General features: G+C 45.8%; 7 protein-coding genes and 2 pseudogenes. 6 read left to right on the top strand and 3 right to left on the bottom strand.

What is annotated here, in order from left to right; genetic code table 11:
- The first annotated feature begins 36 nt into the window (after positions 1-36).
- From guaA to NFHSH190041_RS05970, 5 genes and pseudogenes are all read left to right on the top strand, one after another.
- On the top strand, positions 37-1,614 hold the full coding sequence (guaA, locus tag NFHSH190041_RS05950; protein ID WP_261924357.1) for a glutamine-hydrolyzing GMP synthase: 1,578 nt from the start codon (positions 37-39) through the stop codon (positions 1,612-1,614).
- A gap of 307 nt (positions 1,615-1,921) precedes the next feature.
- Positions 1,922-2,584: pseudogene (locus tag NFHSH190041_RS05955) on the top strand (tyrosine-type recombinase/integrase); the annotation flags it as partial.
- A gap of 169 nt (positions 2,585-2,753) precedes the next feature.
- Entirely contained in the window at positions 2,754-7,289 is a 4,536-nt protein-coding gene (locus NFHSH190041_RS05960; protein WP_261924358.1) for an ATP-binding protein, read from the top strand.
- Between the two features lie 394 nt (positions 7,290-7,683).
- Positions 7,684-8,807, top strand: a protein-coding gene (locus tag NFHSH190041_RS05965) for an IS3 family transposase (protein ID WP_261921917.1) whose coding sequence is annotated in 2 segments (ribosomal slippage) — positions 7,684-7,936 and positions 7,936-8,807 — 1,125 coding nt in all. Because the reading frame shifts where the segments join, the coding sequence is not laid out codon by codon here.
- Positions 8,808-8,869: 62 nt separating this feature from the next.
- A pseudogene (locus tag NFHSH190041_RS05970) lies at positions 8,870-9,849 on the top strand (IS3 family transposase); the annotation flags it as partial.
- A 206-nt stretch (positions 9,850-10,055) separates the two neighbouring features.
- Here the strand turns inward: NFHSH190041_RS05970 and NFHSH190041_RS05975 are convergent.
- Entirely contained in the window at positions 10,056-10,973 is a 918-nt protein-coding gene (locus tag NFHSH190041_RS05975) for a GGDEF domain-containing protein (protein WP_261924359.1), read from the bottom strand.
- A gap of 148 nt (positions 10,974-11,121) precedes the next feature.
- Here NFHSH190041_RS05975 and tadA point away from each other — a divergent pair, with 148 nt between their 5' ends.
- Positions 11,122-11,580, top strand: a complete 459-nt coding sequence (tadA, locus tag NFHSH190041_RS05980) for a tRNA adenosine(34) deaminase TadA (RefSeq protein ID WP_315972986.1) — start codon at positions 11,122-11,124, stop codon at positions 11,578-11,580.
- Between the two features lie 364 nt (positions 11,581-11,944).
- On the opposite strand, the gene NFHSH190041_RS05985 is transcribed toward tadA, so the two are convergent.
- Together NFHSH190041_RS05985 and mltF are read right to left on the bottom strand one after the other, a co-directional pair.
- On the bottom strand, positions 11,945-12,067 hold the full coding sequence (locus NFHSH190041_RS05985) for a hypothetical protein (RefSeq protein ID WP_261924361.1): 123 nt from the start codon (positions 12,065-12,067) through the stop codon (positions 11,945-11,947).
- Between the two features lie 274 nt (positions 12,068-12,341).
- On the bottom strand, positions 12,342-13,766 hold the full coding sequence (mltF, locus tag NFHSH190041_RS05990) for a membrane-bound lytic murein transglycosylase MltF (protein ID WP_261924362.1): 1,425 nt from the start codon (positions 13,764-13,766) through the stop codon (positions 12,342-12,344).
- Positions 13,767-13,846 lie beyond the last annotated feature (80 nt).

Consider the following 13,846-nt stretch of genomic DNA (forward strand, 5'->3'; position numbering starts at 1 on the left):
GGGTATAACACACTATTTTTGATGAAGGTTTCCCCCATGAACAATATTCATGAGCATAAGATACTCATCCTAGATTTCGGCTCTCAGTACACCCAGCTGATTGCCCGCCGGATCCGTGAAATCGGCGTTTACTGCGAACTGTGGGCTTGGGATGTGAGCGAAGCTCAGATCCGTGAGTTTGCCCCAAGCGGTATTATTCTGGCCGGTGGCCCTGAGAGTGTGACTGAAGCAAACTCTCCTCGCGCGCCAGAGTACGTCTTTACTGCTGGTGTGCCGGTACTGGGCATTTGTTACGGCATGCAGACCATGTCTGAACAGCTGGGTGGTAAAGTGATTAAAGGTGTGGGCGAAGGTGAATTTGGTTATGCCCAGGTTGAAGTGTTAACAGACTCAGCTTTGCTGCGCTGCATTGAAGATGGGCTGAGTGAAGCTGGCAACCCGCTACTGGATGTGTGGATGAGTCACGGTGATAAAGTGGCTGAAATTCCTGCAGGCTTTGTGCAAGTTGCCAAAACTGAAACCTGCCCATTTGCTGCCATGGCCAATGAAGAGAAAGGGTTTTATGGTGTGCAGTTCCATCCGGAAGTGACCCATACCCGTCAGGGCCAACGCATGCTAGAGCATTTTGTACTGGACGTATGTCAGTGTGATGCCAAGTGGCAACCTGCGTCCATTATTGAAGATGCCGTTGCCCGAATTAAGGCTCAGGTAGGGGATCAGGAAGTGATCCTAGGGCTGTCCGGCGGGGTGGATTCCTCCGTCACCGCCATGTTGCTGCACCGTGCTATCGGCGACAAACTGACTTGTGTGTTTGTGGATAACGGTCTGCTGCGCCTGAATGAAGCGGAGCAGGTGATGGACATGTTCGGTAACCATTTCGGGCTGAATATTGTGCATGTAGATGCTGAAAATCGTTTCTTGGATGCCCTGCAAGGTGAAAATGATCCTGAGGCCAAGCGTAAAATTATCGGCCGCGTCTTTGTGGAAATTTTTGATGAAGAAGCTTCCAAGCGAGTTAATGCCAAGTGGCTGGCACAAGGGACTATTTATCCTGATGTGATCGAGTCGGCGGGCTCTGCGACGGGTAAAGCCCATGTGATTAAATCACACCATAATGTTGGCGGTCTGCCAGACGATATGGAGCTGGGGCTGGTTGAGCCGCTGCGCGAGCTGTTTAAAGATGAAGTACGTAAAATTGGTTTAGAACTGGGTCTGCCATATGACATGTTGTATCGTCATCCATTTCCTGGACCGGGTTTGGGCGTACGCGTGCTGGGCGAAGTGAAAAAAGAGTATTGTGATTTGCTGCGCCGCGCCGATGCCATCTTTATTGAAGAGTTGCACAAGGCTGACTTATACCACAAGGTTTCTCAGGCATTTACAGTGTTCCTGCCAGTACGCTCTGTGGGCGTGATGGGCGATGGCCGTAAGTATGACTGGGTTGTGTCGCTGCGCGCGGTTGAAACCATCGACTTTATGACGGCTCATTGGGCGCATCTGCCTTATGATTTCCTCGGCCGGGTATCTAACCGTATCATCAATGAAATTGATGGTATTTCCCGTGTTGTTTACGATATTTCAGGTAAGCCACCTGCAACAATTGAATGGGAATAATCTTCCATTAGGAAGTGTCTGGCACTAACAGGCAATACATAGCACCTAAGTCCGCGTAATTGCGGACTTTTTTTGTTTTTAGCTTGGCAGTATTTGGCAATGTCTGGCAACGCCGAGCACGGTTTGACCGTGGTATTTTGATGGGTATGATTTATCGGTAATACCATGGATTATGCCCGATACCATGCTGAGTATTTTTAGTAGTGCATGGTATTAACTTTTCATATCTATCTGTTTATTAATGATTAATTTCTAGTTTTTGATAGGTTTTTCAGCATGGTATCAAAGAACAACTATAGGCCGAAACATGCTCACCGATACCAAGCTTCGCAATCTCAAACCGAGAGATAAACTTTATAAAGTAAATGACCGTGACGGCCTATACGTAGCCGTTACAGCAGCAGACTCTGTCTCTTTCCGATACAACTATTCAATCAATGGAAGACAAGAAACCATTACGTTTGGCAGATATGGCGTTGGAGGAATTACCTTAGCAGAAGCTCGTGAACGTCTTCATGAAGCAAAGAGAATGGTCGTAGATGGGAAATCTCCTGCCAAAGAAAAGGCTCGTGCGAAAGCCAGAACGAAAGGGGCCGAGACGTTTGGTGCATGGGCACAAAAATGGCTACGGGGCTACCAGATGGCCGACTCCACACGAGATATGCGTCGGTCTGTCTATGCACGAGAGCTGGAGGGAAAATTTGGTAATCAGAAACTCACAGAGATCACTCATGAAGATCTTAGAGCTCTGACTGACTCGATTGTGGATCGAGGCGCACCAGCCACAGCTGTACATACGCGTGAGATTGTACTCCAGGTGTATCGCTGGGCGATTGAGCGTGGCCAAAAAGTTGAGAATCCTGCTGACTTGGTCAGGCCTGCAAGCATTGCCCGATTTGAACCAAGAGATCGCACGCTAACACCTGGCGAGATTGGGCTTATGTACCGCTATATGGAAAAGGTCGGTACAAAGAAATGGCTCCAATTTTTAAGACAGTGATTAATGAATGTGCTTACATTCAAAACTCAGTCGATACATTCAAAATTTCTGTGATAAATTAGTTGGTTATATGGGTGGTAATTAGTGACTGGCTAGCTAGTCAGGTGATGGTTCAGCTAGGTGATGAGGGGATATAGACTTGTTAAAAGTTGATACTCAGCAATTTATTGAAGTGTCGGATATTGAGGAGGAAATTTCTCAACGCTCGCAAGTTACAGTTATAGATAGTGGCACTCAGGTGCTTCCTTACCAGTCTTTAAGTCCAGAGCAGTTTGAGTGCCTGCTTTGGGATCTATTTCGGAGTGGGTATGAATGTGAATTAGGGCATGATTACACACGCTTAATGTTAACTGGTGCCGATCAAGGCCGTGATGTTTGGCTTACTTACCAAGAACTTCCGGTTGGTCTAGTACAATGCAAACGCTATGCAGGTAAGTTCTCACGTAGTGAAGCATTAAAAGAGATCATAAAATTCTTACTCCACGCTGACTTGAATCATCGTTTACTCCCCGAACCCCAGAACTTCACGTTTTACCTTTCACTGAGTACTGATCCAAAAGGTGAGGTTGATGAATTTTTTAACACTCCCAAGTCATGGCTTTCAGAGAATTTAGCTGAAATCGAGAGTGTGGCCCAAGTTGTCATAGGTAGTTACGCTTCATTTCAAAACGTTGAGCTTAGCTGTGCAATGCCTTTGTTAGTCAAAAGACTGCAAGAATTGAACTACAAGCTTATTAGGCCACACGAGCTGAATAGAGCTTTAGCTATTCATTCAGATGTTAGAGACCGACATTTTCGTATTCCTCGCTCATCGTTAGATACTCTCGAATTGAGGGAAGCAAAATCAATAACCGATGCCGATCTTGCCCAAGCTAGTCGGCAGCTTATCTGCTGGCAGAAAACCATTGAAAATCGATTCATTGAACGACCGGATTTGGGGCATTTACTGAAGTTAGTTGAATCCAAAGATAGTGGTTGTTATCTGTTAACGGGGGTTGCTGGAGCTGGAAAATCGTCACTGCTATCTGCGCTTTATGAGAAGTTAAGTAATTTAGAATACTCTGTGCTCGCCATTAAAGCCGATGAACTGGATGCTAGCATCAATGACCTATCTGATTTGTCAAAGAGTTTGAAGCTAAGCGGTCATCTGACTGATGTACTTCTCAATATGTTACATACCAAGCCACTGGTGCTAATAATTGATCAGATGGATGCAATCAGCGAGGTTATGGATCAGAGTTCAAGTCGTTTCAGGGTAATTGTAGACCTTATACTTTCCCTTAAAAGTAGGTTTGAAAGTCTGAAGCTCAGTAACAAAAATCCCATACACATTATCGCCTCATCACGTCCCTTTGAAGCTAGTTTTGATACTAGATTTACCATGCTTGAAGCAAAGCATGTTGAGTTATCTTTACCAAGTAAAGAGTCAGTTGAAGAGTTTTTGGCTGACATTGGGATCAGTAGTGCATCTGTTCCTGACAGCATGTATCCGGCGATCCAAGTTCCATTTGCTCTAAATCTTTATGTTAGTTTGATCAAAGCTGGTGACTCCCCTTCGGGAATTACTTCAAGGAACTTGTTGCAGCGGTGGTTGGAAAAAAAGCTGACAGACAGAGTTCGTAGAAATGAACAAGTGGAGTTCTTAAAGCTTTTAGCCCAAGACATGGTAAAACATGAAGTTCTGAGGCGTCCTATAAACGCATATGAGTTTGATTTTGGGCACATAATTGCAGTTTTAGAAGCCGCGGGTATCTTGGTAAGGTACGAAACGAATATAGGATTCAGCCACCAAGCTTGGTTAGATGACTTTCAAGCCCAGAGCTTCAGAACTTCACTAAGTTTATGTGATTTCGTGTATCGAAAACAGAATGGGCTTTTTTCCAGAAGCACGATTTTACGTGGGATAGAGTACCTCAGAGAAAATGATCCTCATGAGTATCAGTCGGCACTCCATGAGTTATTGTTTGAAGGACGTTCACGGCGCCATATCTTACACCTGCTAGTTGACGTTATTGCTATAGCACCAAGTCCCGATTTTGATGATGTTGAACGTATCCAGCGTTTGATCAAAGAGGACTCCCATCTGGCTAAGCGTGTATTTTCAAAGATCGCAGCAAACTGGGATCACTGGCGTGATCTTTTAGTTCAAATTCTCCCTGAGCTAATGGCTGTTAGTGCTCATCGTGAAGGTGTAATGCAATGGCTTGCCAAAGAAGCACTGCATGATGAGATACATGTAGTATCTCTGATTAATAGGCTTTGGTCAGACAAAGTATTTGATGAGTTGAGTTTTTGGGTGTTGTATCGAGCTGAAGCTTCGTCTCAAGATGCTTTGGACCTCGTAGGTAATCTATTGAAAAGAATTGAGATTAACGAATCTCTTATAAGTAGATATGTTTCAGCACTATCAAAGACTGGGCGTATTGAACAAGCTTTGCCCATTCTTATTGGCTGGCTGAACTCTGTAGCTCTCGATAAAGTTTTTGATAAAAGACTATATGGTCTTAATAAACTAGCTTTACATCACTCGCTAGATTACGTCAAAGCAATCCTTCCCTGGGCCCAGAGTACTCTTGAAAAAGAAGATATTAACATGGACCCGGGTAGAGCATTTCGGCGAAGCATTCGTCAATACGATCTATCTGATAATGATTATGTGCTTGGATCTCTTTGCACAGCATTACTCACAGCCGCGAAAGAATCTCCAGCTGAGTTGCTTGTTTTCATCCGTCCCTTTTTGAATACACGTAGAGAAGATATTCAAGTCATGCTTGCAATGTCTCTGGCTGAAAATGGAGCTTTTTTTGCGCAAGAGATATACAACTTTTTGCTAGAAGATGATGACCGTCTTCAGCTTGGGCATGGTCACTTTTATGATGCGGAGAATGTTGGATACACAGTATGCGGAAGTTGCACGATGCAACTCGTTGAGTCAGCCGCTGGTTTTTGGGAGCAAGAGCAGGTTGCCAATATCAGAGATTCAATAGAAAGATTTAGTTCTCATCAACCTTATCACGGTGCATCCCCGAATGAGCGACGTCTATGCATAGGTTACAGCGATGAGTATCGACTAAAACTATTAGCCCGGTTACCTCAAGAAGTCCTATCACCAAGAAGAAGAAGGCAAGTATCGGAAAGAAATTGTCGTTTTGAACCTGCCATTGGTCAAAAGCCAAGTAGTGGAGGCATGGCCTCAATGGTTCGTTCACCAATGTCTTCTGAACAAATGATTAAAGCCAAAGATAAAGATATTCTCAATATGCTTAGTCAGGCAGCGAAGTTGGAGGAATCCAAAGATACAAGTCGCCGCTGGCGCTTTGGTGATGTTGAACTCTCAAGATCATTTGGCTCATTCGCAGCTAGTTGCCCTCAAAGGGCAATACACCTTATGTCGGACGAGTTTCAGGCAACAAAGCATGAATATGCAGCTTCTGAAGCGGTCGAGAGTCTGGTTAAATCTGGAAATATTTCACTTGTGGGGTTAAGAGAGATTATCTCCAAACTAAACCAGCGAGGTTTTAATTCTAGGGAATGGATAATGGGGATTGCGAGAGCTTTTGACGAACTCGCGATAAAGGAATCAGGGCTAGATGACCAAGACATCAAGATGCTTGTTGGATTTATAAGCTCCGCTCTTGATGTTGGGCATGACCAAGATGAGGACCTTTTGGGCGACGAACCTAAAGAACCTCTACTATTCGGAGGTTATGGCGGTGTTAGAGCAGTTCCTGGGGGGAACTACACTATCATGGCTGCAGTTCATCACGGTTTAGTTTGTAGAGACAAGCCGAATTGCAATGCCTGGGCCGATTTTTTGATATATTTCTTGGGCATATCAAAAGATCTGGCAACTTGGAAGTCGCTTTTGATTTTCCATACAAGAAGCCTCCGTTGGGCAGAAAGACATAAGTGTAATGAGCTGTTTGGTTTGCTGCTCAAAGAGAATCCCCACACGCTCTCTTCACCTTCATGTGCTGCTGCGGTATGGGAGTTATCGGATGTCTTAGAGCCGATTATCTTACTTCAGATAATACAGTTTTGGTTATCTACGGACTCTCCGGCACTTATTCAGGTTGCTGGTGAATTTACGACAGGGTTAAGGATACTTGGTAACGTAAACCAAGATATAGATGACATCTGGAATAGTCGTTTCGAGGGCGGTGACCTGAACTTCAAACGCGGCGTCGTCTACGCGGCGAGCAGTGGTTGGTATGAAGCGGGGCAAATCAGAGGTAAATCCCATAAGGTACTCATGTCTTGTTTGGAAGGGGGAGCTGACGGACTCGGCAGCGCACTAAATTCACTTTTTGGGTTTGGAAAACCGATGCCCAATGATGAACTTACTCATGAAGTCATTAATTGGCTTGCAAGAATGCCGAATGTAATAGCTGAACTTGATGGATACCGCCTAATAAGTTCTCTGACTAATTTGAACTTGCCTCCAAGCCAGCAGTTGTCGTTACTCAAAGTCGCTCGTAGCTTGGTTGATATGCAGTTATCAGATGACAAAGAGAATTCTCAGTTTGAGCAAAGTGAAGAATTGGTACAGCTGTCTGTGACACTTCAACGAAGTTCTGGTGCGGTGAAAGAAGGAGCTATGCAACTCTATGAGATATTGCTTGATATAGGTAACTATAGAGCAGAAGAGGCCGCTGATAAGTCCTTGAGGGAGTAGGGTGACGACTACCTGCATAATTTTTTATAGCTGACAAAGCTTGTGTATTGATGTGTTAACCATCGTGCTAGCGGAGTAATCGTAAGTATTTGTGTGGTTGCGTCCTACTTTTATTTCAATACGAAGCTATTCACTTTTATCCTTGTGGTTTGCAAGAGAAAACACATTTTTGCTAAGCAGTTTACCTTGGTGTTACCAACGCCAAAAGGCGGGCAAGATAGGTGAAGTAGGCCCACCAACAAGTTGATGGTTCCTACTTAACTGTCACCTTATTCGCACTTCGTGCTCAACGGAATCCTGCTCTGCGAGTCCACTCAGAAATGGCTCCAATTTTTAAGACAGTGATTAAGAGCAAATAATCTGCTTTAATTGTAAACAACAAAAGGAGCAGAGCATGAGCAAAAAAAGGAAAAATCACTCGCCGACATTCAAGGCTAAAGTTGCACTCGCTGCGGCCAAGGGAAACAAGACGCTGGCTCAACTTTCTTCTGAATTTGGTATCCATCAATCCCAGATTGGCAAATGGAAGCAGGAGCTTCTAGATAATGCCTCGACCCTGTTTGAAAGCAAGGCTGACAAGGCTAAAAAGAACGAAGTCGACTGTGAAAAACTCCATGCAAAAATCGGTCAACTGACCATGGAAAATGATTTTTTAGCCAAAGTGCTCGGTCGTTAACGAGAGCACAACGGAAAAATAAAGTCGACCGTAAGGATAAATTGCCCGTTTTACACCAGTGTCGTTTGTTGGGTATTAGCCGCTCTAGCGCCTATTACGAGCCTGCTCCGTTTTCAGCAGAGCAGCTTGAAATCATGCGCCGGATAGATCAAATTCATCTGAAACACCCGTTTTATGGCAGCCGTAAAATCACGCTGGAACTTTGTGCCAGTGGCTTTCATGTCAACCGTAAACGGGTGCAGAGACTGATGCGTTTAATGGACATTGTGCCTCTGTACCCAAAGAAGCAAACATCTCGGCCCAATCAGGCTCATACCATTTATCCGTACTTACTGCGTGAGCTGAGTATTGAGCGGGCAGATCAGGTCTGGGCCACGGATATCACCTATATTCCGATGGAAAAAGGGTTTGCTTATCTGATCGCCATCATCGACTGGCATAGCCGAAAAGTGCTGGCATGGCGCATGTCCAATACCATGGATACACAGTTTTGTCTTGATGCACTCGATGAGGCATTGGCCAAATACGGTAAGCCTGAGATTTTCAATACCGATCAGGGTAGTCAGTTTACCAGTGATGCGTTTACCGGCAGGCTGAAAGAAATGGATATCAGGATTAGCATGGATGGCAAGGGGCGTTGGGTAGATAATGTGTTTATTGAGCGACTCTGGCGGAGCTTGAAATATGAGGAGGTGTATATCAAAGCTTATGGCACTATTACAGAGGCAGAACTTGCTATTGGTGAATATTTCGTGTTCTATAACGAACAGAGATTTCATCAGGGACTGAATAATCACACACCTGATCAAGTCTATTTCGCTAAAAAGAAGTTTGCCGCTTAACCAAACAGATTATTTCTCTTAAAAGATGAAAAATCTGTCTAACCAATTGGGTTCAGCTTAGCATGAGCAGTGCGACCTTTTACAAATGGCGTGCAAAATATGGTGGCATGGATGCGTCACTCATGGCACGCATGAAAGAGCTTGAGGACGAAAACCGGCGGCTCAAGAAAATGTATGCAGAAGAACGCCTCAAAGCCGAAATCATTCAGGAAGCCATGGCAAAAAAGTGGTGAAGCCCAGTGAGCGGCGAGTGCTTGCTCAGCAGTCTGTGGCGGCTTCAGACATCAGTATTCGAATGGCGTGTCGCATTTTCAGTGTCAGTGAAAGTTGCTACCGCTACCAATCAGTCCTTCGAGATGAAAATGCGGATATTGCCGATTGGCTTATCCAGCTGACGACAGATGAAAATGACTGGGGCTTTGGTCTGTGCTTTGATTACCTGCGCAATGTGAAAGGCAAACTCTGGAACCACAAACGCGTATATCGTATTTATTGCGAGTTGGCGTTAAACCTGCGTATTCGCCCCAAACGACGGCTAAAACGCCATGCCCCAGAGCCTCTAAAAGAACCCGTGCGGCCGAATCAAGTTTGGTCTGTAGATTTCATGCATGATCAATTAGCCGATGGCCGACGCTACCGCTTATTCAACGTTATCGATGATTATCATCGTGAAGGTTTGGCGATTGAAGCGGGATTGTCATTGCCAGCATTACGAGTTATTAGGACGCTAAATCAACTCTTGGAGCAGCGGCCAAAGCCTTCAATTATCCGTTGTGATAATGGGCCTGAGTTCATTAGCGGTGAGTTTGTCAATTGGGCTAAGCGACACAACATTCGGATTGAATATATTCAGCCAGGTAAGCCCCAGCAGAACGCTTACATAGAAAGGCACAACAAAACAATTCGATACAGTTGGGTCAGCAAGCATCTTTTCGACTCAATAGACGAGGTACAAGACTACGCAACAAAGTGGCTTTGGTTTTACAATCATGAACGACCACACAAAGCAAACAATGGCAGGCCACCACTGATGGCTGCTTAGCCTCTACTTTAAACTGCGGTTAAAAAAGGGAGGACTACCATGGTACCGCAAACCAGTTCAAATCTAACTTGCTGTAATAAAAGGTGGCTTTCCTCTTATTGATGTTAGAGTGGGAATAAGCTAGGGCTGATTGCCAATATAGCTGAATGTAAAAAATGGGCCTGATGGCCCATTTTTTATGGCAGTAATTTGCCATTAAAAAACATTTATTTGATGCCCCCAGCAATTGATTGCATTGCGGCTGACTCTTGAGTCTGAACATCTTGTGCCAAACAGACCTGATTGCCGCCCTGGGCTTTTGCCTGTTTGAGGGCCCGGGTAGCTTCGCTGACGGCCTGTTGTCTACCTCCTGCTTGGCTGGCATATTGGGCAATACCAATACTCACAGTGAGTCGCAGGTGTTTACCTGCAAAATGAAAATAGTGATCAGCGATCAAAAGCCTTAAATGTTCTGCCTTCACTCTGGCGGTATTGAGGTCGGCGCCGCCCAGCTCTAGGGCAAATTCATCTCCCCCCCAGCGGATCACCCGGTCGTGTTTACGGATCACTGAGCCAATTAATTCAGCCAGTTTAACCAGCTGATAGTCACCACAAGGCAGACCTTGTGATGCCAGTAACTCGGCATAGTCATCCACCCCAATTAATAGCAGTGATACCCGATCACTGTGGGGATGCTGTTGGCGCTGTTGATAGAAGTTACGCCGATTGGCTAAACCGGCCAAAGGGGCGCCTAGGGCGAGATCACTGAGCAGTTCGGTTTGTTCAGTTAATTGCTTTAATAGTCGGTACAATCCTAGGCCGCAGGCCAGCGTACCCGCGGTTAGTAGTAAGTCTTCACTTAATTGATAGATAGGATGTTCTAAGTTGAAAAACTCATCATTGATATTAAAAACTGTGCCCAGATACAAACAGGTGGTACCCGAAAGTAACCAAGGGTAAATGGTGGGATATTTACGTAACTGTTCAACATAAATCATCAGAAACAGCCATACGGGTAGCCGGACTAATTCCACCCATAACTCGGCATAGTTGAGATACTCCAGCAATCGGGTACTACTTAGTAGCACCAGCAGATCGGCGATGGACAACAGGATAATACTGGTTTGCCATAAATAGCGGCGCATACAATTCCTTCCGGGAAACCGTGCATAAAGCTTAGTCAAACAGGGTGCGCTTGCCAGTTGAGTTCCCCTTGACGTTTCCTGATATACTGCGCGGCCGTAATAGAAAAGGAGATGACGCTTGTCACAATCAGCACAAGATCAGAAGTGGATGGCGATGGCTCTGGCGATGGCTGAGAAAGCAGAGCAGCATGGTGAGGTGCCGGTAGGCGCTGTGTTGGTGCGTGATGATGAACTGATCGCGGCCGGATTCAATTTCAGTATAGGGCTGCATGATCCCAGTGCTCATGCCGAAATGCAGTGTCTGCGTCAGGCCGGTAAAATTCTGCAAAATTATCGGATGTTAGATACTACTTTATATGTGACGTTGGAGCCTTGTGCCATGTGCGCCGGAGCCATGGTTCATAGTCGTATTAAGCGCGTGGTGTTTGGGGCTCGGGATGCTAAAACCGGCGCTGCTGGTTCTGTGGTGGATTTATTACGTCATCCTGCGTTTAATCACCAATTGGATGTCACTGAAGGGGTGTTGGAAAGCCAATGCAGTACCATGTTAAGTGATTTTTTCCGTCGGCGCCGAGCCGAAAAAAAAACAGCAAAAGCAGGTGGCTAAAGCATTGCTGGCTCAGCAGGTTAATGCGGAAAATGCACCGCTGGGTAATAAGAAAAAAAGTAAACCGTAATACCGTTGGTTTGCTGTGGCGGCGAATAAACGGGGCGAGTAACCGCTTTAATTTATTCTGGCTGTGGAAGATGTATTGTTTGCGATTGAAACCATACCGGTTATCAATGAGGTAAGGTTTTATTTAGAGTCGTTGATTAGTGCAAATTTGTCCGCTGCCATGGGTGTTGGCTGAATGGTGACATTCGATACTCGGGTTTGATGATTAGGTAAGTTGCCGCATCTGAATAAGTCGAAAAAGCGTGATAGCCGGCGGCCTTAATCATACCGCAACCGCCGGAATAGGGTGTTTTAGTTAGTCCAGAAACTGAATAAACGTGAAAAACTGCTTTTGCCGATGCAGGATCCGCCGGCGCTGTACTTTGATGGTATTGCGGCGCCGGGCTGCGGCATTGTTGTTGAGTTTCCTTTTCATCATGCTGTCCTTGTTATCCTTACATTCCTTCAGCGGGTCATAGAGACATTTACTACCAATAAGATATGCTCGCCGAGATGTGATTTCAGTATATTGTCGCTGCGATTACGCTGCGCAACGCAGGTGATGTGGTAGTGCTTGTTGACGTTAGCATAGTGGGCTGGGAAAAAAAGCGTCTGGCTGGCAGTTTTAGTCAAATTGTTGTGCTTTTGATTGTCGAGGCTCACAGAAATGCCTACAGCATTTATCTGGCTGAGTTGCTTTCAGGGGGTATCTTTCAGTCATTAGGCTGGGCCGGTTGCACTTGAATGGCATCTTGCTGCTCGGCTAACTGCGCGCCTTCTTGCTGACTACGCAGATTTTGCTCCTGCTTATCCAACCACACTAAGGTATCGTAATAACGGCGGATATTGTCTACGTAATGCACAGCTTCACTGCCACGGGCATAGCCATAACGGGTACGGCTGTAGTATTTGCGTTTTTGCAGTAAAGGCAATACTTGTTTGACATCCCCCCAGGCACTGGGGTTCATACCCGTGGACTCGGTCAGTTTACGGGCATCTTCCACATGCCCCATGCCGACATTATAGGATGCCAAGGCAAACCACATTCGTTGGCTGCTGGGGATGGAGTCTGGCAGGCGGTCTAAAATATTTTGCAGATATTTGGCCCCGCCACGGATACTTTGCTGGGCATCTAGCCGATTGCGGATCCCCATCTGTTTGGCCGTTGGGAGAGTGAGCATCATCATCCCTCTGACGCCTGTGGGCGAGCGTGCTCTGGGATTCCAGTGAGACTCTTGATAGCTGGTCGCAGCCAGTTTGCGCCAGTCCAGTTCTCCGGCATATTGTTCAAACCAGTTACGGTATTTGGGCAGGATATTTTCCACTGCGCGGATAAAGGCGCGGGTATCGACATAATCAAAGCGCTGTACATGACCGAAATATTTCTCGCTAAGCTGCGCTAGCGTACCTTCTCGCAATTGAATATTCCAAAATGCCAGTAACTGGCTCATCAGTTTGTCACTGTGTTTGGCTGGTAATAGCCAGACAACATTTTGATCTTCTGCGAGGGTTTCTCCCACCCTAAGTTCAGGTAAAAATCGCCGGTTTATTTGCAAACTGGTTGAGTCGGAAACCGTGTAGTCGAGGGTTTTAGCGGCGATCATCTCCAGCAGTTCTTCATTATCTTTATCATTGATTTGTTGCCAATGCAGGTTGGGATAACGCCGCTGCAGCGCTGCCAGGGTATCCACAAAAGCTGAGTCGGCCATAACAGCTAAGGTGCCGGGGAGCTGATTAAGATTATCAGGCGGACTGTTACCTTCTCGATAGACCAGTACTTGATCGACCTGATATAGCGGGGGGCCTAAACGATATTGTTGTCGTCTGGCCTCTGTGTCGGTAATGCCCGCAGCAATCAGGTCGATTTCATCTTGTTCAAGCGCCCGATATAGAGCCGCAATACTGTGATACGGCTGCATTTTTAGTGGTTTGTGTAGGTATTTGGCAAAGCGATCTGCCATCTCATAGTCAAACCCGCTTAATCCTTGGTCGCTGCTGACATATATTTGCGGTCCATAGAGGGTGCCGACCCGTAACACACTGTGCTCGGGTGGGGATGGTGATTCAATCTGTTTCGGTTCACATGCCGTTAACGTTGTGCTCAGTAACAGGGCAGTGAAAAAGCCGTATAAATTCATACTCTCCATAATGGGGCAGTGGCGTAAAAAAGCAATATAAGCGGATAAAACCCACGGCAGATTTTATTACCACTGTGAGG

The sequence above is a fragment of the Shewanella sp. NFH-SH190041 genome (assembly GCF_024363255.1).
GTDB lineage: Bacteria > Pseudomonadota > Gammaproteobacteria > Enterobacterales > Shewanellaceae > Shewanella.